The 21,371-nt window shown below is 66.1% G+C and carries 16 protein-coding genes; 3 read left to right on the forward strand and 13 right to left on the reverse strand.

Features of this window, described 5'->3' with window-relative positions; genetic code table 11:
- Positions 1-370: Glu/Leu/Phe/Val dehydrogenase dimerization domain-containing protein (locus VFC51_19315; GenBank protein ID HZT09178.1), on the reverse strand; the 370-nt coding region annotated here is incomplete at its 3' end.
- A 309-nt stretch (positions 371-679) separates the two neighbouring features.
- On the opposite strand from VFC51_19315, the gene VFC51_19320 reads away from it, so the two are divergent.
- Positions 680-1,765: an ABC transporter substrate-binding protein gene (locus tag VFC51_19320; protein HZT09179.1), complete on the forward strand. Its 1,086-nt coding sequence runs from the start codon at positions 680-682 to the stop codon at positions 1,763-1,765.
- A gap of 27 nt (positions 1,766-1,792) precedes the next feature.
- On the opposite strand, the gene VFC51_19325 is transcribed toward VFC51_19320, so the two are convergent.
- From VFC51_19325 to VFC51_19380, 12 genes are all read right to left on the reverse strand, one after another.
- A complete protein-coding gene (locus VFC51_19325; protein HZT09180.1) occupies positions 1,793-2,941 on the reverse strand; it encodes a glycosyltransferase family 9 protein in 1,149 nt (382 codons plus the stop codon).
- A complete protein-coding gene (locus tag VFC51_19330) occupies positions 2,919-3,944 on the reverse strand; it encodes a glycosyltransferase family 9 protein (protein ID HZT09181.1) in 1,026 nt (341 codons plus the stop codon). The genes VFC51_19325 and VFC51_19330 overlap by 23 nt, the downstream gene beginning before the upstream one ends.
- A gap of 86 nt (positions 3,945-4,030) precedes the next feature.
- A complete protein-coding gene (rfaE2, locus tag VFC51_19335; GenBank protein ID HZT09182.1) occupies positions 4,031-5,500 on the reverse strand; it encodes a D-glycero-beta-D-manno-heptose 1-phosphate adenylyltransferase in 1,470 nt (489 codons plus the stop codon).
- Complete coding sequence (locus VFC51_19340) at positions 5,497-6,123, reverse strand: HAD family hydrolase (GenBank protein HZT09183.1); 627 nt, start codon at positions 6,121-6,123, stop codon at positions 5,497-5,499. Before VFC51_19340 ends, rfaE2 begins: the two co-directional genes overlap by 4 nt.
- Positions 6,120-6,845: an SDR family oxidoreductase gene (locus VFC51_19345; GenBank protein ID HZT09184.1), complete on the reverse strand. Its 726-nt coding sequence runs from the start codon at positions 6,843-6,845 to the stop codon at positions 6,120-6,122. The genes VFC51_19340 and VFC51_19345 overlap by 4 nt, the downstream gene beginning before the upstream one ends.
- 9 nt (positions 6,846-6,854) lie before the next feature.
- On the reverse strand, positions 6,855-8,816 hold the full coding sequence (locus VFC51_19350; GenBank protein ID HZT09185.1) for a glycosyltransferase: 1,962 nt from the start codon (positions 8,814-8,816) through the stop codon (positions 6,855-6,857).
- The gene (locus VFC51_19355; GenBank protein ID HZT09186.1) at positions 8,813-9,844 is read right to left on the reverse strand and encodes a glycosyltransferase family 4 protein; all 1,032 of its coding nucleotides are present in this window, start codon (positions 9,842-9,844) and stop codon (positions 8,813-8,815) included. Before VFC51_19355 ends, VFC51_19350 begins: the two co-directional genes overlap by 4 nt.
- A gap of 57 nt (positions 9,845-9,901) precedes the next feature.
- Complete coding sequence (locus VFC51_19360; GenBank protein HZT09187.1) at positions 9,902-10,942, reverse strand: radical SAM protein; 1,041 nt, start codon at positions 10,940-10,942, stop codon at positions 9,902-9,904.
- The gene (locus VFC51_19365) at positions 10,939-11,922 is read right to left on the reverse strand and encodes a glycosyltransferase (protein HZT09188.1); all 984 of its coding nucleotides are present in this window, start codon (positions 11,920-11,922) and stop codon (positions 10,939-10,941) included. The genes VFC51_19360 and VFC51_19365 overlap by 4 nt, the downstream gene beginning before the upstream one ends.
- Positions 11,919-13,652 carry a carbamoyltransferase C-terminal domain-containing protein gene (locus VFC51_19370; protein ID HZT09189.1) on the reverse strand — a complete coding sequence of 578 codons (1,734 nt, stop codon included), beginning with the start codon at positions 13,650-13,652 and terminating at the stop codon, positions 11,919-11,921. Before VFC51_19370 ends, VFC51_19365 begins: the two co-directional genes overlap by 4 nt.
- A gap of 168 nt (positions 13,653-13,820) precedes the next feature.
- Positions 13,821-15,260: a hypothetical protein gene (locus VFC51_19375; GenBank protein ID HZT09190.1), complete on the reverse strand. Its 1,440-nt coding sequence runs from the start codon at positions 15,258-15,260 to the stop codon at positions 13,821-13,823.
- A complete protein-coding gene (locus VFC51_19380; protein ID HZT09191.1) occupies positions 15,257-17,389 on the reverse strand; it encodes a transglycosylase domain-containing protein in 2,133 nt (710 codons plus the stop codon). The genes VFC51_19375 and VFC51_19380 overlap by 4 nt, the downstream gene beginning before the upstream one ends.
- Positions 17,390-17,563: 174 nt before the next feature.
- Here VFC51_19380 and VFC51_19385 point away from each other — a divergent pair, with 174 nt between their 5' ends.
- Together VFC51_19385 and acnA are read left to right on the forward strand one after the other, a co-directional pair.
- Positions 17,564-18,511 (forward strand): hypothetical protein, encoded by a 948-nt coding sequence (locus VFC51_19385; GenBank protein ID HZT09192.1) that lies wholly within the window; start codon positions 17,564-17,566, stop codon positions 18,509-18,511.
- Between the two features lie 58 nt (positions 18,512-18,569).
- Positions 18,570-21,359 carry an aconitate hydratase AcnA gene (gene acnA, locus VFC51_19390; GenBank protein ID HZT09193.1) on the forward strand — a complete coding sequence of 930 codons (2,790 nt, stop codon included), beginning with the start codon at positions 18,570-18,572 and terminating at the stop codon, positions 21,357-21,359.
- The last annotated feature ends 12 nt before the right edge of the window (positions 21,360-21,371 follow it).

Raw genomic sequence — 21,371 nt, forward strand, 5'->3', positions numbered from 1 at the left:
GCGCTGGGATATCTAGCTGGGGACCGATGACGTCGTGGATCTTCTGGACAAACTTGCGGGTGAGCCGCTCCAGCTCCTCGGAGGACATGCTCTTCGGATCGCAACAGATCCCGCCCTTCGCGCCGCCGAACGGAAGATCGATCACTGCGGTCTTCCACGTCATCAGCGACGCGAGGCCGGCCACCTCGTCCATGTCGACGAGCGGATGGTACCGAAGCCCCCCCTTCATGGGGCCGCGGGCGCTGTTGTGCTGGACGCGGTAACCCACGAAGCTGGCAAGTTGACCGTTATCGCGCTCGATGGTGAGGTTGACGCGGACCTCGCGCTCGGGATTCACCAGCACGGCTCGGATGCGATCGTCGAGCCCCATGACACGCGCCGCCCGGTCGAAGTACTCCTGGGCCGAGGCCAATAGACTCACGCAACCGTCTCCCGCTGATGCGATACACTGTGCCGTGCCCGTACTGCCTCTGCGACTCCTGCACCCGCCCAGCGCTGCGCGAAACCAACGGCGGGCTAGCCCGCGCTGCGCGCGAGGGCAAGCATGCCATCCGCACTGAGGTCTGTCAACTCGTGCTCGGCCCGACGGCGATCCCTGCCATCCAATTCTTGCCACGGTAGCGGCGTGATGTCGCGGTGGTCCCGGTTTGCGATCCTGTGTTGCGCGACCGCAGCGACCATGGCGATGGTCGCGTGCTCCGGCGGTGACGAATCGCACGAGCAGGTCGCGCCCCCTCCCCAGCAACAGGCCCCCGTAGCCAAGTGGCAGGAGCTGCTTTCGGCCGGGAAGCGCGAGGGCGAGGTCGTCATCCTCGGCCCGGAGGATGACACGCTGCGGGGCGCCCTCACCGAGACCTTCCAGCGGCGATCGGGGATCACCGTTCGCTACGTGAGCCAGGCTGGCGGTGCGCAATCCCAGGGCGGGAGCGCCGCGGCGAGCAACCCGTACGACCTCTTCGTCGGCGACCCCGTTCAGGCCCTGATGACGCTCACGCCAAATGGTGCGCTCGATCCGCTGCCCGCGCACTTGGTTCTCGACGAGGTCACGAGCCCAGACCAATGGAGCAACGGTGGAATCGAATACGCAGGACCCAATCGCGAGCTGGCGATCATGACGCGCTTCGAGCCCGCGGTTGTGGTCGTCAACGCGAACCTCGTGGGCGCGGACCGGATTACGTCGTATCGAGACTTGCTCGACCCGTCGTGGGCGGGCCGGATCATCATCGACGACCCACGGCTGCCCGGCAGCGGTCTCGCGGCATTTACGTTCTTCTACCTTCATCCAAATCTCGGGCCTGACTTCATCCGCGCGCTGGTGGCGCAGCGGCCGCGAGTCATGCACGATCCGGACGCGGAGGCCGAGGGGATCGCCAGCGGCGGGTTCGCGGCACTGGTGGGCGGCTCGCCCACGGCTGTGCAGCGGCGAGTCGATGACGGTGCTCCCATCGCCACGGTGGACCCGAAGAACGTGCGCGAGGGGACCGCCCAGGGCACGGGGTACGGGTCGGTGGGGATATTCAGCCATCCTCCGCACCCGAACGCCGCCAACGTCTACGTCAACTGGCTGTTATCGCGGGAGGGGCAGCTCGCCCTGGCGAAGCCGATGGGATACACCAGCAACCGCCTGGACGTGCCAGCCGATGGCCAACAGGCCATCCAGCCTCCGCCGGTGGTCGTCACCGGCGTTAAGATCTACGGCCAAGAGGCCGCATCCGCCCGCCCGCGTCTTGCGGAGTTACTGGAACAGGTGCTCGGGCAATCGTGAGGCGCCATGCGCCACCGGTGCCGCCGCTTACGCGGGACCCTGCTGGCCTCTAACGACCCGCGCCGCGGCATCGAACACCGCGTCCACGGATAGGCCGGTCATGCATCGGTGATCGATGGGGCACTCGCGATGCTCGCAGGGGGCGCACGGAACCGGCGCTACTACCACCCGACGACGGCCAGGATCTCGCGGGCCCCAGCGCGCCACGTTTCCTGGGCCGAAGATCGTGACGGTTGGGCATCCAACGGCCTCGGCGAGATGGGCCGGTCCACTGTCGTTACTGATGAACCCACGCAGCCTATGGATCGCCGCGGCGAGGACGCCCAGGCTGGTTTGCCCGGACAGATCTAAGACCGACGGGCGGATCCATCGTGGGATCTGGGCGGCAAGCTCCCCCTCGCCCGGGCCACCGAAGAGGACCACGCGCGCTTCGAGATCCGTGACCAGGCGATCCGCCAGGCGCGCGTAGCGCTCCAGCGGCCAACGCCGGGACGCGGCGCTCGCGCCCGGGTGGATCCCAATCCAGAATTCGTCCCAATCGAGCCCCCGATCTTCGGCCAATCGGTCCAGCTCGTCAATGTCATCCCGCAGCACCGGAAATTCGAGATGGGTTCCCTGAGGCGGAATCCCTGCGCGCTCCAGCAGCCGCAGTGGCTTCTGGACTTCCGGCACGTTGTCACCCGGATATGCGAGCGGAAGCGACAGCACCGAACGGTCAGGGTCGATAGCATAGCCGAGCGTTGCGCGCGCGCCCAGCGATGCGACGAAACGGTTGCTCGCGGCGCCGTTCCCGTGCATCTGGATGGCCAGGTCGATGCGGAGCTTCGTGGCAATGGACAGGAATCGCTCGGTCCGAGCCGGCGAATACGCGGTTTCGCGAATACCCGGGCACCCCGGGAAGTCGAGGAACCGGTCGACATAATGGAAACGCGCGAGGAACTCTCGGGCCCACGGAAGGCCCACGAAGACGATCTCGGCTCGTGGCAGCGCTCGGCGGAGCGCGCGAAGCGCCGGAACGGCGACGAGCATGTCACCGAGGTGAAGCGCGCGGAAGACCGCGATGCGCCGGAGGGAGCTGAGGTTGATCCCATCCCGCTCACCGGCCTGGGGCCGTTCGGCACGCTCTTCGAAATGCGGTCCCGTGTCGGCGCTCTCAGGCTGCGACGCGCTGACCACAAGCGTCCTCCGTCAGCGCCCGGACCGCGTCAACGACGGCCTGAGGCGGTACCAGCTCGAGGCACCGGTGATGCCCCTCTGGGCATATGCTCTTGAGACAGTTGCGGCACGGCACGTCGTAGAAAAGCACGCGACTCGGCACACGCCACGGCCCGTGCTGCGGGTTCGTCTGCGCGTACATGTCGACGATCGGGGTTCCCACGCCGGCGGCGATGTGGACGAGGCCGGTGTTATTGGAGATGAGCACCGGCGCGAGGGAAAGCAGCGCCGCCACGTCCTCAATCGCCAGAGCCCCGGCGAGGCTCACAGCGTTCGCATTCGCGGCCACCCGGACCGACTCGACCAGCTCGATCTCCTCCGACCCGCCCGTCATGACGGTCCGCCAGCCGACATCCTGCTCCAGCGAATGGATGACGCTGGCGAATCGGGTGGGCGGGTATCGACGGGACGGGGCGCGCGCCCCGACGTGCACCACGACCCACCGGTCACTGGGATCGATTCCCCGAGCTCTGAGGATTTTCTGGACGCGTCTCACCGCCTTCGCGTCGACCCGTACCCGAATTCGATCATCGCGTGCGGTCGCGCCCGTCGTCGCGACGAGATCCATCTGGCGGCGCACCTCGTGGCGGACGAAGCGCTCCGGCTCAGGGTCGCGCTCCCAGTGGGTGAGAAGCTGATAGGGGTTCTCGCGACAGTAGGCCAGGCGCAGCGGGATCTTCGCCAGGTAGCACAGGTGCGCGGCGGGGAGTGGACTCTGGCTGTAGCTCGTGAAGATAACGGCCCCGTCGAAGCGCTCGGCCTGCAGTCGCTCGATCATCGCCAGGCCCGAAGGTCTGCGATCGGTCACGGCGGACTCGCGCTTGACCCAGGGCGCGTCGAAGACGATCACCCGGTCGATCTCTGGCAGGAGACGGGCGGCAACCGCGCCCGTTGGGGAGGCAAGGAGGGTGACCGTTCGTCCGCTTTGAGACGACTTCAGGGCGCGGATCGCGGGACTTGTCATTAAGACGTCGCCGAGCGAGTCCAGCCGAACGCAGAGGAGCTTGCGTGCGTTGCGCCAGCCGCGCGCAGGACTGGAGCCGATCCCCGCTAGCTTGCGCAACGTCGAGCCGCGCGGATCCGTCGGACGAGGCCGGACGTGGAATGGTCAGGAGCACAGGGGAGCAGACAGACAGTTCCGCCGTACTGGCGCACGATGGGCGCTTCCGGAAGGTCCGCTTCCGTGTAGTCGTCCCCCTTGACGAAGACGTCCGGGCGAATCGCTTCGACGAGAGCGGCGGGCGTTTCGTCATCGAACACGATCACGTCGTCCACGAATCGAAGGCCTCGCAGGACGGCCGCGCGGACCTCCGAGGAATTGATCGGCCGTCTCGGTCCCTTGCGCCGCCGCACGCTCTCATCGGAATTCAGGCCGACGATCAGCACGTCTCCAAGGGCGCGCGCACGGCGAAGGAGCTCCACGTGGCCGGGGTGGAGCAGGTCGAAGCAACCGTTGGTGAAGACGATGCGGTGTCCGATGCGTCGATATTCTTCGGCCAATGCACGGGCGTGGCTCGCGGAGGCGGCGGCTCCGTGTCCGAGGGCGGTGAGAAGGTCCTCGCGCGTGCATGTAGCCGTGCCGTCCTTCCGTACGACCTGACCTGCCGCAGCCGATGCGATGTCTCCGGCGCACGGGCCCGAGGCGCCGGCTGCCAGGGCGAGCGTGAACGCGGCCGCAAAGGTGTCCCCCGCGCCGACCGCGGACGCGCAGTGCGGAGCCGTGGGCGGGCATCGATGCGGCGGCGCACCTCGCTGCAGGATGATCGCGCCCTCCGAATCCAGGGTCACCGCGACCAGCTCGGCGCCGCTGGCCGCGAGCAGAGCCTGGCTGCCGCGCTCGATCACGTCTGTTCGCCGCAGCTCGCGCGGATCGCGACCGCGGCGGAGCAAATCCAGAGCCTGGCTATAGTTGGGCTTGACTGCGGTCGGGCGCGCGTTCCTGTAAACGCCCGGCCGTTTCGCATCAATCAGGACAACTCGTCGCTTCCGGGATTGCAGGTGGTGCAGATGGGCGATGACGCGCGGGGTCAGCACGCCATAGTCGTAATCAGAGACGATGACGGCATCGCAGCGGTCAAAGGCTGCCGAAAGCGCAGAGAGGACGTTCGCCTCAGTCGCCGAATCGATCCGGTCTGTGCTTCCGAAGTCGTACCGGACCAGGAGTTGATGCGCCGCAACGACGCGAGCCTTCGTAAGGGTCGCGCGCGTTGGGCTCGCGAGCAGCCCATCGGTCGCAACGCCGCGCGCCGCGAGCATCTGACCGATCACACAGCCGGCTCGGTCAGCGCCGCGAACGGCGAGTAGCTCGACGCTTGCCCCGAGCGCACGCGCGTTCGCTGCCGTATTGGCTGCGCCACCTGGAAGCTCGCGTCGCCTCCGAACGTCGACAACGGGCGCGGGCGCTTCTGGTGATAGCCGGCCGGCCGCCCCTTCGAGGAAACGGTCGAGCATGACGTCGCCGATGACCAGCACGCGCTGCCCGGAGAAGCGATCCACCACGCTCGCCGTATCGTTGTTCATGCGATCATCCCCGTGCTTCGCCGAATGGGCGCGGGATCTCGCGGTCGTCCTTCCTTCCATCGCCGGCTGAGGACGTGCCGAGCCAGCTCCCGGAGGTCGCGGACCACAAGCTCGGGCACGCGATCGCGCGTCAGCACCCACTCCGTCTCGTGGCCGTTGTTGACCAGGCATACGTGACACCCGGCCCGTCGCCCCGCTTCCACGTCGTCCAGGATGTCTCCCACCATCCAGGACTCGCGGAGGTCGACGCGCAGCTCGTCCCGGGCTCGGAGGAGCAAACCGGGTTCCGGCTTTCGACAGCTGCACTGCCGGGCATAGCGCGCAATCGATCCACCGGGATGGTGTGGACACCAGTAGAAGCCGTCCACGTCCGCGCCAGCGGCGCGCAGAAGCGTTGCGAGCGCCTGCCGCAGCGGCGTGAGGGCCGATTCCGGGTAGAGCCCACGCGCGACACCGGACTGATTCGTCACGACCACGATGAGATATCCGGCCTCCCGGAGGGCCCTGGCTGCCTCGGCGGCCCCCGGCATGAGGCGAATCAAATTCGGATCGACGTTGTACGGCTCGTCTTCGAGGAGCGTTCCGTCCTTGTCGAGGAAGATGGCTTTGCGCGACCGGGTCATGGCCACGACGTCTCCCGCATTGGCAGGACCATCACTTCGGGGATCACGGTTTCGGGCGGCTGGCTCAGCACGTATCGGACCGTGTCGGCGACATTCTGCGGATCCTGCAGGAGCCCGCTGTCGATCTCCGGGAAGCGCTCGAGCAGAAACGGCGTTCGCATCCCGCCGCTCACCACGGCCGTTACCTTCACGCCGTGTGGCCGGGCCTCGACGTGCATGGCGTGGCTGAGTCCGAGGAGGCCCCACTTGCTTGCGTGGTACGCCGCGGCGTTCGCCCATGCTCGCTTGGCCGCCGTCGATGTCACGTTGACGATGTGCCCCGTTCCGCGCGCTTTCATGAGGGGAAGCACGGCTTTCGACATCAGAAAGGGACCGCGCAGGTTGACCGCGAGGATTCGGTCCCACTGCTGCGCCGACAGCTTCTCGATGGGGACCGTCACGTCCACGCCGGCGTTGTTGACGAGCACGTCTACGCACCCCCAGTCCCGAATCGCCCGCTCGACGGCAGCGCCCGTTTCGGCTTCTGACGAAACGTCGACGCGCGCACCAGCCGCTTCGAGTCGACGTTCGGTCAGGCTGGATGCGACAGCGGCGGCCGCCTCGGCTCGTACGTCGGCGACGAGCACGCGGCAGCCGGCCTCGGCGAGAGTAGCGGAGATGGCCGCGCCGAGCCCGCTGCCTGCACCGGTCACGATCGCTACTTTGCCGCGGAGCTCCATCATGGATTCACCTCACGCGACCCTGGTCGCGGTCGTGGTCGTGGTCGTGGTCGTGGTCGTGGTCGTGGCGGCGGCGATCGAGCCGGCTGAGCGTGGGGCCTGGCGGAGACGGCGCGGGCCCCCGGAGAGCCGCGCCGCGTGGGGCAGAATCTGGTGCTCTACCATCTCGCACAGCGCATGGATCACGACGATGTGCACCTCCTGGACGTGCTGCGTGTCGAAGGATGGGACGATCAGGCTCACATCCGCGGCCGGCGCTGAGCGGCCGCCGTCCCCTCCGAGGAGCCCGACGGTTCGCATGCCGATGCGCCGTGCCGTGTCCAGCGCGCAGGCGACGTTTTCTGAGCGGCCACTGGTGCTGATTCCGATCAGCACGTCGCCCGGGCGTCCGAGAGCCTCGACCTGCCGGGCGAACCCGTGCTCGTAGCCGAAATCATTGGATAGCGCGGTGAGGACCGCACTATCGGCAGTCAAGGCAAGCGCGGGCAGCGCCGGGCGTTGCGCGGCCTTGAACCTTCCCACCAGCTCGGCGACCAAATGCTGGGCGTCGGCGGCGCTGCCGCCGTTACCACATACGAGGATCTTCCCACCGCGGCCAAGACACGCGACGATCTCCCGCGCGGCCTCGACCATCGTCCCCTTCAGCCGGCGATGGGATTCGCGCAGAGTCTGGCCGAGGATGTCGAATTTGGAATCGACGATTCCGTGGAGGCCGTTGACGTCGTCGCATGCTGGATATCGCGCTGAGCTGACGTGGTCGTAGATCTCGGAAATCGCATCGGCCGCGCGCTGCCAGGTGAAGAGGTCGTTGGCCCGACGGATCGCGTTCTTGCGGAAGAGGTTCAGCAGTTTGGGACGCTCGAAGAGATGTGCGAGCCGACCTGCCAGGGCGTCGGGATCGCGCGGCGGCACGAGGTATCCCGTCTCGCCATCGCGAATCGAGAACTTGATGCCCCCGACGTTCGATCCGATCACCGGCGTCCCGCACGCCATCGCCTCCAGGGGCGTGATGCCGAACGGCTCGTACCAGGGTGTGGTCACGAATACGTCGGCGGCGCTGTAGTAGTACTTGAGCGCGTCCCTGTTCCTGCGCCCGACGAATGTTACGCGGTCGGCGACACCCTCGGCTCGCGCCAGCGCCTCCAGGCGACCGATTTCCGGCGTGGCGATCGGGCTCGGGTCGTCCGCCTCGCCCCCGACGATCAGGAGACGGGCGGGTAACTGACAAACGCGCCCGAGCCGTGCGAGGGCCTGAACGGCCGTGTCGATCCCCTTCCTCGGCACGATGCGCCCGAGTTGAAGGATGAGCCGTTCGTCCGGGTCCAAACCGATCGCGACCCGAGCGAGCGGCTTGCTGATCGGCCAGAACTCGGCCGGATCAAATCCGCAGGGTACGACGTCGATCTTTGCAGGGTCCGCGTTGTAGAGCTGGATCAGGTCTTCCTCGTCCTGCGGGCATTCCGCGATGATGCGGTCTGCCTCCGCGACGACTTCCTCTTCGATGGCGAACCGCTCGTCCGGGAAACCGTCGGCATCCTGCTGGTAGAGGCGCCGGACGCGGCCGAGCGCGTGGAACGTGACGACGAACGGAATGCCGACAGCCCGTTTGATCCGCATAGCCACCAGCGCGGACATCCAGAAGTTTGCGTGGATGAGGTCGTAGCCGAGGCGCTTGCGACGGCACCGGGCCAGGAGATATGTGGTGAATCGGTCCATGTAGGGCAGGAGTTGCTCTTTGGGGACGTGCCGCGCCGGCCCTGCTGGTACGTGCACGATCCGGACGCCGTGGATCCAATCCGTGACTTCTGGCAGGAGCGTCGTGTCGCGTCGGGTAAAGACGTCGACCTCGAAGCCAGACGTTGCCAGGTGCCTGGCAACCTGGCCGACGTACACGTTCTGGCCGCCGCTGTCCACGCCTCCCAGGAACGCCAGGGGCGATGCGTGCTCGCTAATGATGGCGATGCGCTTGCTCATACGGCTGCCCCCAAGGGACCCATCTTCAGCGCGTGATCGACCATGGAGCGCCGCTCTCGAGCTGGTCGCGGCGAATCGCGCCGCCCGGTGACCGTTGCGAACACGTCGCACCAGTCCGCGACGAACCGGTCGATCCCGAAGCGCTCCATCGCCAATTGGCGCGCTTGCGCGCCCATTCGCGTCGCGAGCGCTCGGTCGTCGAGCAGCGCGCTCATGGCATCCGCAAGATCGTCGAATTTGGCGCTGACATAGCCCTCGGCGCCGTTGGTAATGACGGTCGCCAGCTCAGTCGTCGCGAGGCCCACGATCGGCATCCCGATCATCATGGCCTCGCACGCGGCGAGCCCCAGGCTCGTGTACCGGACTGGATGGAAATAGAACCGATATCGCCCGAGGAGCACGTGGAGCTGATCGAATGGGACTTCTCCGAGGCCATCACTCTCCTCCGCTGCCATTCCGACGAGATCGATCGGCGCACGTCTGCGCATCTCTCGGAAGACGTCCTCCCCGAGCCGCCTGCCTCGGCGCGCGAGGTGATTGACCACCGCGATCCCCCGGGACAGCTCGCCACTGTAGCGTGCCTGCTCCGACACGAAGACGCCATGTTCCACGACCCGGGTCGGCGTTCGGCCGCAATCCCACATGAGCCGGTTGTAGTGGGTCACGTGAACGAGGAGGACATCGGGATCGTTCACGATGTGCCGCGTGTTCGTCGGATGCGCCTGCGGCGGATCGTGCTCGAGATAGATCCGCGGAAGGCGGCGCTGGTCCCGCGTGAGAAGGTCGTATTGGTCCTCCAAAAAATGCTGGGATGTCTGGAAGAGGATGCAGTCGAACGTCAGCGAGCGGAGGTCGGCCGCGTCGACCTCGTACACGTTGTCGGGCCACGGGAACGGGCCCGAACGCCCACCGTATCCGTGCGGACGCCCAGATTTCACCGGGAGAAAGAATTCGTGCGGACACTGGCTCAGATACAGGAGGTAGCTTCCGTGGACGTGCCAGGTGAGAATGCGCAGGGGGTGGGTCATTTCGGCCTTTCCTCTTGAGCTGCCAGGATCGGCTGGTCTGGGAATCCGCGTCGCGGGCTAGAATGTCCCCGAGTAAACCGAGCACGCCTCACAGACGCCCGGCGGCCTGTCGGACGCAAGCTGCTGGCGGAACCGGGCGTATTCAGGTCCCCACCAGATGGCGGCGACACCACCGTTCCCCATGTTGCCGAGGTTGGCGCGGTCCGGCGTCGCGACCATGCAGCAGGGCATTGCGATCCCCTGGTAGCTCACGTACGCGCCCGACCACGGCCACGCGCAGCGGTCCGGACCCGGCACGCCGGGGGCATGCGGGCGTGGACGGAGGTTCGGCAGGCGCAATTCGACCCCGAGCTGGTCTGCCACGTCCCGAGCCTCCGCGAATACGCGGTGGACCTGCTCCTCATCGGACCCGAGCAAGGTTTGGCGTTGCACGAACTCGCGCATCGGGCGATAGCGGTCGGGGAGGCTGGATTCGCCAAAGTCGTGACACAGGTGCTGGACAAAGACCGCCTCGAAGGCAAATGCGTGCGCCAGCCGCACGATTTCCGGCAGCTCGTGCAGGTTCTCCCGCATCAGCACCATGACCAGTCGCATGTGCGGGAGATCGCTCTCCAGCCTCGCTTTCGCGGAACGCAAGCTCCCGATGTTATCGAGGAGCCGGTCAAATTGGGCGCGCACGCGAATGCGCTCGTAAGTGTCTCGCGTCGCGCCATCGACGGAGGCGTGCAGCCAGTCGAGTCCGCTGCGCACGCATTCCTCGGCCCGCCGTGGGGTGAGGAGCGTGCAGTTCGAATTGGTGCTGACTCGGACACCTCGAGCCGTTGCGAAGCGAACCATGTCGAAAAACCGCGGGTGCATCATCGGCTCTCCGAGCCCCTGGAGATGAAGCTCCTCGAGACCCGGAAGCTGGTCGAGGATCGCTTCAAAGATTCGCCATTCCATGAACGCCGGTGGCCCATATGGAGGCCCGTCCTCACGAAACTGGATTGGGCACATGGCGCAGCGCAGATTGCATTGCCCCACGGGCTCCAACTGCACGAACGTTGGCAGCGGTGGAAGCCGCAGATCCGCTGAGCGCGGGCGGACGGGCGCGGTCATAGGAACACCACGCGAAACCGGAATGCCCCGCGCACGCGCCAAAAGATGGACACCAGAGGAATGAGCGACGACGTCACCAGGATCTCCGCCACGTGGCTCGGGTGGCGCGACGTTGCGCGAAGGCGCTCGGCGCAGAATTGCCCGGTCAGGAGGATCCAGAGGGCCGCAGCGGCAGCGGCGACGGGATGGCGCCGCGTCAGCAGCCCCCCGACGAAGCCCAGGGCCGATGCAAGGATGGAGTAGTAGCGAATCGGGGGCGCGGATTGAACGCGGGCTCGGTAGAGGACTGGGTGCTTTTTGTACAGGAGCGCGTTGAACTGACTCAACCGCTGGAGGCGCAAGCTGATGCCCCAGGGGGCTGGCCGGACCGGATGGACCACCAGCGCGTCCGGGGCATGGACCAGCCGCTTCCCGTGTTCCAGAAGGGAAAACCAGAGGTCGCTGTCCTCGCGCCATGCGGCCGTGTACCGCTCGTCGAATCCGCCGATCTCCGCGATCGCGGAGCGACGGAAGAAGCAGTTCGCGGTCGCGAATTCCGCGTCCTCCAGCCGCGAGACCTCACGCTCGTAATCGGTGGGGTTTGGAGGGATCGGAACGCGAACGGCCCCCCAAACGCCGTCAGCGCCGTCCTTCATGGCTTGCAGGCCATGGCGCAGCCAGCTCGGCGACGGGACGCAGTCATCGTCCGTGAATGCCACGATCTCGGCGCCCGCGGCGCGCCACCCGAGATTCCGTGCGGCGGCGGGTCCGTGCGCATCGTGAACGGGGACGTAGCGAATCGTGGGCCCCGGGCGGGATTGCGACGCGAACGCCGTGACGAGCCGCTCGCATTCCCGGCTGGCCGCGTCGTCGGCCACGATGATTTCGAATTCGTCAGGCGGCAGATCCTGCCGCTGGAGCGCCGTCAGGCACCGCGCGATCTGATCGGGGCGCCAAAAGGTCGGAACAACGACCGAAACCTTCAACCCGGATGCGGTCATCGGCGCAGCTCCGCCTTCGTGACGAGAAACGACCCGATTGCCAGTGCGTCCAGGGGCGACGACCAGAAACACTCAACCGCGTCTCTCGGCGTACACACGATCGGCTCACCGCGCGTGTTGAAGGAGGTGTTCACCAGAATGGGCACCCCCGTGCGGCGAGAAAACGCGCGGACTAGGTCGTAGTAGACGGGGTGTTGGCTTCGATTGATGGTCTGGATGCGGGCCGTCCCGTCGATATGGCGGACCGCCGGAATCCGGTCGGCGACCTCAGGAAGGACCTCGTGGACGAACAGCATGAAGGGCGAGGTTGCCGCGCCGCGAAACCAGTTCGGCGCCTCCTCTTCCAGAACTACTGGCGCGACGGGGCGAAAGTCCTCGCGGTCCTTGATCTCATTCAGCCGTTCCTGCATCGAGGCATGGATGGGAGACGCGAGAATCGAGCGGGCGCCGAGAGCGCGCGGCCCGAACTCCATGCGCCCCTGAAACCAGCCGACGATCTTGTCTTCGGCGAGGATCTCGGCCGTCTCCCTCGGGACGTCCTCCAGCCGTCGGAATGGGATCTTCGCCCAGGTCAAGAACCGCTCGATCTCATCGTCCGAGAAGGACGGGCCGAGAAACACATCGTCCATCCGGTAGCATCGCTCGGCGCCAGCGCGCTCGTGCGCGTCGACCCACAGGGCTGCGCCGAGGGACGTTCCTGCGTCGCCCGCCGCCGGCTGGACCCACATGCGACGAAACGGGCCTTCATCGCGCAGCCGCGCATTCATCACGCAGTTGAGGCCGACGCCGCCGGCGACGCAGAGGTTCTCTGCGCGCGTGCGCTCGTGGAGCCATCGGGCCACCTCGAGCACCGTCTCTTCAAGAACTCGTTGAAGGGAAGCGGCCACGTCGAAGTGGCGTTGCTCCCACGCCCCGTTGCGCGCACGACCAGGCCCGAACAGCGGCCCAAAGTCAACCTGGTGGACGACGAACTGGCCGTCCGGCGCGCGCTCCACGATGCGGTGAAACTCGGCGAGGTATCGGGGCGTTCCAAACGCGGCAAGCGCCATCACCTTGTATTCGTCGGACGCGCGAAGGAACCCGAGATAGGCCGTGACCTGTTCGTACAGCAGCCCCAGGGAGTTGGGCATCTCGACCCGGCCGATTTGCTCGAGCTCGCGTCCCGAGCCGAGGCTGTAGCTCGTGGTCGCGCGCTCGCCGCGGCCGTCGACGGTCAGGACCGCGGCTCGATCGAAGGGCGACGCGTGGAAGGCGCTCGCCGCGTGAGTCAGGTGGTGGTCCACAAAGTGCCAGGTATACGGACCATCAGGCCGCGCCCCTTCGAACCGAGACCTCAGGTGATGGGGCGCTCCACTGGCAAGCTGGCGGGGCGCGTTTACGACGTATGACAGGAAAAGCGGCTCCCACGGCGATTCCCACGAGGGCGTGGCCTCGACACTGCTCGGCTCGAGTGGGAGGACGAGGCGCCGATCGGCGTTGCGGCGCGCGAGAAGCTGGAACGGGTCGAACGAATAGGCGACGTGCTGGACGTCGACTAGGCGAAGATTCGCTTCTTGGAGGCAATAGTCGATGGCGTGGTATGGCAGCTCGTATGCAGAAAACGGAGTTGGTCGCTTCCCATGTTTGACACGCGTAAAGCGCTCTTCCTCGGCTGCTGATACAATCACGCCGTCACATATCAGGCAAGCTGACGAATCATGGAATGCCGAATTGATTCCAAGTGTGTACAAGTGTGGCAAACTCCGTTACTTGTTCGCCGTGAATGTGGTGTAACTGGTCCAGTATCGCGGTGGACGGAGAACGTTTCCCGTTGCAACCGGTTACCAGCGGGTGAACAGATCGTGCGCACACGCGAGAGTTCTGTGACCAGAACGGGTGCGGGTCGCCGCGTTCGGGTGTCAGCCGCCTTCAGCCGGGGCGCGCTCGACGATCTGGCGCGGCTGATCGGACCCCGAGCGGGAGCGTCCCGTGAGCCAATTGATGATGGCGCTGCCCTGTTCGATAGGTCCGCGCAGCTCTTGCTGCATCTCGCGCAGGCCTGAGCGGAGCTCCGATTCGGCGCGCACGTCCGATTGAAACCGTGTTGGCTCGAAGGTGAGCACGAGCGTGCGCCCCGGAATCAAAAAATCGAACGACCCTTCGTCGCCGTTGGCGGGATCCCGGGCGGACGGGAACGGCGGCAGGTCCGACGGAATGCCTGGGCCCCACTTCACGGGGCTGTCGGTGGATGCGCCTATTGCGGCATACAGCGCCGCCCAGCGCTCGTTTTCCTGCAGCGCGTACGGATCGCGCATCCCCCGGGCGTCGTCGCGGCCGGTCCGATAGAAGACGCGAACGACACCATCCCAGCCGTATTGGATCCGAAAGACGCGGCCGTCGGGCAGTTCGGTGATGTGAGAGCGGGTGCCCAACGCGTCTTCCACAGCAGCGAACGGTGAGCCCGAATCTGGCGTGAACACGTAGCGAGTCAGATCCTCGCGATCGTTTTCGGTTACGGGCACCACCGCGCTAGCCCGGGAGAGGACTTCGCGCACCGGATCGAGGTATGTGTGGGTGCGGTCCACCTCGAGCGTCAGCTCTGCGTGTGGTGCTACGTCGGCGATCAGGGAGCGGATCCGTTCGGTCTGGAAAACGTCCGGATCGGCCACGCGATAGACGGCCTGGGCTAATCGTCGTGGATCGGTCAGTCCCCGGGTAAGGAGATAGGCGAGGTCCGGATCAAAGCGGACGACCCAATTTCCGGGGTCGCCCGCCCGCATGGTCTCGTAGCGAATCGGAAAGGGCTCCGTCAGGTAGTAGCGGAGAACGTCCCCACGTTCGCTCACATAGGTCCGAACGATCGCGGTTCCGCCATACGTCTCGGTGGCTTCGATCGTGCTCCGGACGACGAACGTGTCGGGTGGCAGCTCCAGCTCGAACTCGTCCCCGGGCTGGATTGACCGAGCGTTCCGCTCGGGGTTCGCCCGGAAGAAGGCGTCGGTAACGTACTCCGGCGCGGACTCCCCATCGATCTCGAACAGCGGGGTCAGCTTGGCGAGGGCAACCGTGGCCGGGTTACCGCCGGCCTTAATGCGAACGTGGTAGAGCAGGTCTCCGTTCTCGGCGGTTCCATCGGATCGGAAGTCAAAGGTCGACGCCTCGTCGGGAGGGATGCGCAGGGGATCGAAGGGAGCCGCCTGCGCCACTGGGGTGGGAGCGACGACCTGGGCGGGCCGTTCGTCCAGCGCGCGGGCGGTGACGTGCGCCACAAATCTGGCTTCGCGGCAGGACGTGATGAGGAACGCCGAGACGACGACGAGGACGGATGCGCTCGAAACGGCCAGCGGGCGACGCGTCATTGGTCCGGCCGCCTCCAGTCCATTTCTAACGTCTCCCGATGTCCCTGCTGACCGGGGAGGAAGACCTCCTCGTGCGGAACGACCCGCGGCCGCGCTCCCGATCTGTCGCTCTCGGTGACGACGGTGACGCCGTCAGGGACCGGGAACGGCTCCGGCGCCCAATCGTTGTCTTCGATGAGGGCCCGCATCAGATCGCTCCAGACCTTTCCTGCCGTGAGGGAGCTGGACGGCTTCACCATCGGACGATTGTCCGTGTTGCCCATCCACACGCCGACACAAATTTGCGGGATGCAGCCGATGGTCCACGTGTCCCGGTAGTCATCCGTCGTCCCGGTTTTCACCATGTGCGGGCGCGGAAGATTGATGGGCGAGTTGGGGGCGTACGTCACCTCCCGAGCGCTCGTGTCTCCCATGACGCTCAGGAGCTGGTAAGCGAGCCGCGGATCGACGACCTGATCGCCAACCGGGTGGTCCGACGCTTCGTACAGGACGGCTCCGTTGGCGTCGGTGATTTTGAGGAACGGCTCCGCCGGCAGATACGCTCCCTCTCGCGCAATTGCCGCGTACGCGTTCGTGAGCTCCAGGAGCTTGACCTCGCCCCCGCCGAGGGTGAGGGACAGCCACCGAGGATCCCAGTTGTCAAGGGTCGTGATGCCGAACCGCCGCGCCATGTCCTGAAACGCGGGGATGCCGACGTACTTGAGCACCTTGACCGCTGGGACGTTCAGGCTGTTTCCCAGCGCATCACGCAGCGTCACGCGGCCGTAGTAGTGGTTCTCGTAATTCTTTGGCACATAGGGCGGCTGGCCGGGTGGCGCGGAAAAGACGGTGGGGGCGTCCACGACCTGCACCGCCGGGTAGAGGCCCTTTTCGAAGCCCGTCAGGTAGACCAACGGCTTGATGGACGACCCGGGCTGACGCTTCGAAATTGCCACGTTCACCTGGCCGTCGATCGATGCGTCGTTGAAGTCCTTGCTCCCCACCATGGCGAGGATCTGGCTGGTCCGAGCGTCGAGCACCACGACTGCCGTGTTGTTGGCGTGCGCCACACGTCGGACGTCTCCGTTCTCCGTGACGACGCGCTGAGCCATGCTCTGGATGCGTGGATCCAGGGTTGTCTCCACCTGAAGTCCCGCGGTGTACAGGAGTTTGGGGCCGAATCGGTCGCGCAGAATGTCCTGAACGTAGTTGGCCCAGTGCGATCCGGGCGGGAGCGCCGCATAGGTGTCGCTTAGCTCAATGGGCTCGGCTTCCATCGCGTCCGCGTCCGCTTGACGGATGAATGACGACGCGGCCATCAGGTCCAGCACGTGATTCCGGCGCGCGAGCGCGGCGTCGGGGTCGCGTTCCGGGTTGTATGCGGTGGGGCTCTGGGGCAGGCCGGCGAGCAGGGCGGCCTCCGGAACGGTCAGCTGGGCCGCGGTTTTCCCGAAATAGCGTTCGGCGGCAGCTTCGACTCCGTACGCCATGTTCCCGTAGTACACGGTGTTGAGATAGGCCTCGATGATCTGGGCTTTTGAATACCGCTCGTTCAACTGAATGGCCGCGATAGCCTCGCGAAGCTTTCGCGAGAGCGTCTGGTCGTTTCGCTCATCCCGCAGGACGATGTCCCGGGCGAGCTGCATGTCCAGCGTGCTGGCGCCCGAGCGCAATTCCTCGCTACTGGCATCCTGAATCGCGGCGCGGATGATGCCCACCGGGTCGACCCCACCATGTGTGAAGAATCGACGGTCTTCGGCCGCCAGCGTGGCCAGGACCATGTTGGGCGAAATGCGTGACAGGGGGACGCTCTGGCGCCATCCGAAGTGGACGTCGTTCACGTAAGACACGACTGACCCATCGCGCGCGGTGATGCGCGCGGTTTGGGGCAGATCGGTGTCAAGCGGTCGCCCGCCAGGGACGCCCATGGGGAATTGGCGCACCCCGCGCTCCGCCAGCATCACCGCAGAGCTCGTCGCATACGTCGTCGCCCACACGCCGAGCACGAGCGCGGCCAAGAAGGCCACGGCGAATACGATCCCGGCGCCGCGGCGTCCCCGCTGGTCGTTGCCCCGCGCGGCGCGATGGCGCAGCGGAAGGTGCAGAACGAGACGGCCGGTCGCACGCGTGCGGGCCGAAGAGGCGTCCAACGGACCCTCCACGTGCAGAGTTCAATTTCATTGTTCCACAGCGAACGCGGTGTCCTGCCGTCACACTTCGACAGAGAACCGTGACGAAAGGCGGACAAATCCCGGCCCGAAGTCCGCGCGATCTCAGGTGCTACACTTCGCCTGAGCCGCACCCGTGGAGTTTCACCACTCGACATGGCAGTGAGAGTTCTGACAAGCGCGGACGTTGAAGACCTCGTCACCTTCGACGACGCGGTCGCGTGTCTCGAGACGGCTTTCTGCGTGCAAGCCAAAGGAGGCGTCGCCGCCTGGCCACCATCGCTGATGCGGAGCGACGGGGCTTTGCTGATCCTGCGCTCCGGTGGCATTGCAGGCCAGCATCGGATGGGGGTGCGGGTCACGACCGGACCGCACAATCCGTCGTACGCCCTCGTCTACGATACGCCGTCGGGTCGGCTGAAGAGCTTCATGGCGTATCCCTTCTCAGACCTTCGATTGGACGCGACGGTCGCTCTCGGCACACGGGTCCTTGCGCCAGCAACCGTGCGCCAGCTCACGTTACTGGGGACCGGTCGACTCGCCCTTGGACTGATCGAGAGCGTGTGCCGGGTGCGACCCGTGGAGCGCATCGCTGCGTTCAGCCGACACGAAGGCCCGAGGCGTGAGTTCGCGGCCAAAGCCAGCGCGGCGCTGGGAATACCCGTGACGCCAGTCGATGATCCCGAGCGCGCGGTTTCCGATTCGGACATGGTCCTCGTCATTACGAACGCGACCACGCCGGCTCTGCACGGCTCGTGGCTGGCGCCCGGCGCATTCGTGGTGGCAGCTGGGCTCCGGTCAGAGGTGGATGACGAGGTATTCATCCGCGCCAGCCAGATTGTTACGACGTCCAAAGTGCAGGAGATGAACGTCCACGACTACCGCGAGGATTGGCCGCTGGTGCGGGCGCTCCGCTCGCGCAACCTCGACTTCGAGGCGCACGTCCTGGAGCTGGGCCAGGTGATCGCCGGCGAGGTCGCGCGCAGCCCGGGGATCGTCGTGCTGCGCGAGGCGCAGGGTGGGTTCGGCGACATCGCCCTCGCCAGCCTGGGGTACGAGCGGGCGCTGGCCCTCGGGCGCGGCGTGGAGCTCGACATTAGTTGACATAATTGGACAGGCCCGGCCGGTTTTCCAGCCAGATCGTACAAGGAGATCGTCGAACATGCGGACTCAGGACAATCCGTTCGGCACTCGCGCAACCCTAACCGGGGATGGTTGGTCGGCGACGTACCATCGGCTCGCCGCGCTCGCGGCGCAGGGGTTTCCGGGGATCGCTCGCCTGCCCTTTACCGTCAAGATCCTCTTGGAAAACGTCGTACGGCGTTTTGATGGGTACGTGTTTGGAGAGGACGACGTGCGACTGCTCGCGGGCTGGGACCCGGGGACCTCGCCCGTTACCGAGTTTCCGTTCTTGCCGTCCCGCGTCGTGCTCCAGGACTTCACCGGTGTGCCCGCGGTGGTGGACCTGGCGGCGATGCGCTCAGCGGTCGCCCGCATGAAGGGCGATCCCGAGCGCATCAATCCGCTGGTGCCCGCCGATCTCGTCGTCGACCACTCGGTGCAGGTCGATTCGTATGGGTCGACATTCTCCTTCGGCGTGAACGTCGAGAAGGAATACGAGCGCAACCGGGAGCGCTACGCGCTGCTCCGCTGGGCGCAATCAGCCTTCCAGAACTTTCGGGTCATTCCGCCCGGAATGGGGATCATCCATCAGGTGAACCTGGAGTTCCTTTCCAGCGTCGTCCACCGCCGTGCTGAGAACGGGGAGACGGTCGCGTATCCAGACACGCTCGTGGGCACCGACTCCCACACGACGATGGTCAACGGGCTGGGCGTGCTGGGCTGGGGGGTCGGCGGTATCGAGGCTGAGGCGGCGCTCCTGGGACAGCCAATGTATTTGCTGACTCCTCAGGTGGTCGGCTTCAGGCTTCACGGCGAGCTGCGAGAGGGCGCGACGGCCACAGACCTTGTGCTCACGGTGACCCAGATGCTCCGACAGCACGGGGTCGTCGATAAGTTCGTCGAGTTTTACGGGTCGGGGTTGAGCCATCTTCGGCTCGCCGACCGCGCCACGATCTCGAACATGTCCCCCGAGTACGGCGCGACGGCAGCGCTGTTCCCCGTGGACGATGAGACGCTCCGCTATCTTCAAATGACGGGCCGTCCGCGAGAGCTGGTCGACCTCGTGGAGCGCTATGCCAAGGAGCAAGGGCTGTTCCGCACCGACGCGACGCCCGCGCCGACGTTCTCTGAGTCGCTCGAGTTGGACCTCTCCACCGTGGAGCCGAGCCTCGCGGGGCCGCGCCGGCCGCAGGACCGCGTTCCGCTCGGAATGATGGCGGACCAATTCCGCGCGGCGTTTCCGCAGCAGTTCCTCGCGCCCGAGTCGCCGTCCGTGGCCGAAGAGAAGGCGCGCTTCGATTCCGAGGGGGGCACCGTGAACGAAGCGCAGGCGCCATCCCGACCACCCGTCCCCGTGAAGCCGTCCGCCCGGAGCGTCCCGGTCGAGATGGACGGGACGTCCACAGCCGTCGGGTCGGGGTCCGTCGTCATCGCGGCGATCACGAGCTGCACCAACACGTCCAACCCCTCCGTCATGGTGGGCGCGGGCCTGCTCGCGAAGAAGGCTGTCGAGCGCGGCCTGACGGTCAAGCCCTTCGTCAAGACGAGTCTCGCGCCGGGCTCGCGCGCCGTGACGGACTATCTCAAGAATTCCGGTCTGCTCCCATATCTCGAGGCGCTGCGGTTTCACGTCGTCGGGTACGGCTGCACGACGTGCATCGGAAACAGCGGACCTCTCCCCGAGCCGGTCGCGAATGCCGTGAAGGCGAACGACCTCGTCGTTGCATCGGTCCTTAGCGGAAATCGCAACTTCGAAGGGCGGATTCATCCCCTCGTGCGGGCCTCCTACCTCGCGTCACCGCCGCTCGTCGTCGCGTACGCCCTGGCCGGATCGGTCGACGTGGACCTCACGACGGAGCCGCTCGGACTCGATCCGGAGGGGGAGCCGGTCTTCCTCCGCGACGTCTGGCCCACGACTCAGGAGATCCAGGACGTCCTGAACGCGACCCTCGACCGACGGGTGTTTGAGCGGACCTACGCAAATGTGTTCGAGGGTGACGATGAATGGAAGGCGCTGCCCATTCCTGAGGGAAGCCTCTACGCCTGGGATTCCGCTTCCACATACGTACAAGAGCCGCCATTCTTCGAGAACCTTTCTCCGCAGCCCGGACACTTGGGGGATATCCGTGGGGCCCGCGCGCTCCTCGTGCTCGGCGACTCCATCACGACAGACCACATCTCACCCGCCGGCTCCATCGAGCCCGACTGCCCCGCCGGTCGCTATCTCATCGACCACGGCGTCGCACCGCGCGACTTCAACAGCTACGGAGCGCGCCGTGGCAACCACGAGGTGATGATGCGCGGGACGTTCGGAAACGTACGGCTTCGCAACATGCTCACGCCAGACCGCGAGGGGGACTGGACGATCCACCATCCGACCGGGGAGATCATGCGCGTGTTCGACGCGTCACGGCGCTACATCGCAGATCGGACGCCTCTGATCGTCCTGGCGGGGAAGGAGTATGGGTCTGGAAGCTCGCGCGATTGGGCAGCCAAGGGCCCGCTCTTGCTCGGAGTCAAGGCCGCGATCGCCGAGAGCTACGAGCGGATCCATCGAAGCAACCTGGTCGGCATGGGCATACTACCGCTCCAGTACATGCCGGGTGAGACCGCCAGCAGCCTCGGACTCGACGGGACGGAGACGTTCGAGATCTCCGGCCTCTCTGACGATCTCAAGCCACGTCAGGAGTTGTCGATTCGCGCGACGCGCAAGGACGGCTCAACGGTGACGTTTCGGGCCATCGCGCGCGTCGACAGCCCAGTGGACGTGGAGTATCTGCGCCACGGCGGCGTGCTGAATATGGTGCTGCGAAATCTGGCCGCCACGTAGTCGGCGAGCAGT

The sequence above is a fragment of the Chloroflexota bacterium genome, assembly GCA_035652535.1.
Lineage (GTDB): Bacteria > Chloroflexota > UBA6077 > UBA6077 > SHYK01 > DASRDP01.

Excerpts from the sequence above, each read along its gene's own strand:
- acnA (HZT09193.1), top strand. The coding sequence starts at position 18,570 with ATGCGGACTCAGGACAATCCGTTCGGCACTCGCGCAACCCTAACCGGG.
- VFC51_19320 (HZT09179.1), top strand. The coding sequence starts at position 680 with ATGGCGATGGTCGCGTGCTCCGGCGGTGACGAATCGCACGAGCAGGTC.
- VFC51_19375 (HZT09190.1), bottom strand. The coding sequence starts at position 15,260 with ATGACGCGTCGCCCGCTGGCCGTTTCGAGCGCATCCGTCCTCGTCGTC.
- VFC51_19355 (HZT09186.1), bottom strand. The coding sequence starts at position 9,844 with ATGACCCACCCCCTGCGCATTCTCACCTGGCACGTCCACGGAAGCTAC.
- VFC51_19340 (HZT09183.1), bottom strand. The coding sequence starts at position 6,123 with ATGACCCGGTCGCGCAAAGCCATCTTCCTCGACAAGGACGGAACGCTC.
- VFC51_19350 (HZT09185.1), bottom strand. The coding sequence starts at position 8,816 with ATGAGCAAGCGCATCGCCATCATTAGCGAGCACGCATCGCCCCTGGCG.
- rfaE2 (HZT09182.1), bottom strand. The coding sequence starts at position 5,500 with ATGAACAACGATACGGCGAGCGTGGTGGATCGCTTCTCCGGGCAGCGC.
- VFC51_19360 (HZT09187.1), bottom strand. The coding sequence starts at position 10,942 with ATGACCGCGCCCGTCCGCCCGCGCTCAGCGGATCTGCGGCTTCCACCG.
- VFC51_19330 (HZT09181.1), bottom strand. The coding sequence starts at position 3,944 with ATGACAAGTCCCGCGATCCGCGCCCTGAAGTCGTCTCAAAGCGGACGA.
- VFC51_19385 (HZT09192.1), top strand. The coding sequence starts at position 17,564 with ATGGCAGTGAGAGTTCTGACAAGCGCGGACGTTGAAGACCTCGTCACC.
- VFC51_19365 (HZT09188.1), bottom strand. The coding sequence starts at position 11,922 with ATGACCGCATCCGGGTTGAAGGTTTCGGTCGTTGTTCCGACCTTTTGG.
- VFC51_19345 (HZT09184.1), bottom strand. The coding sequence starts at position 6,845 with ATGATGGAGCTCCGCGGCAAAGTAGCGATCGTGACCGGTGCAGGCAGC.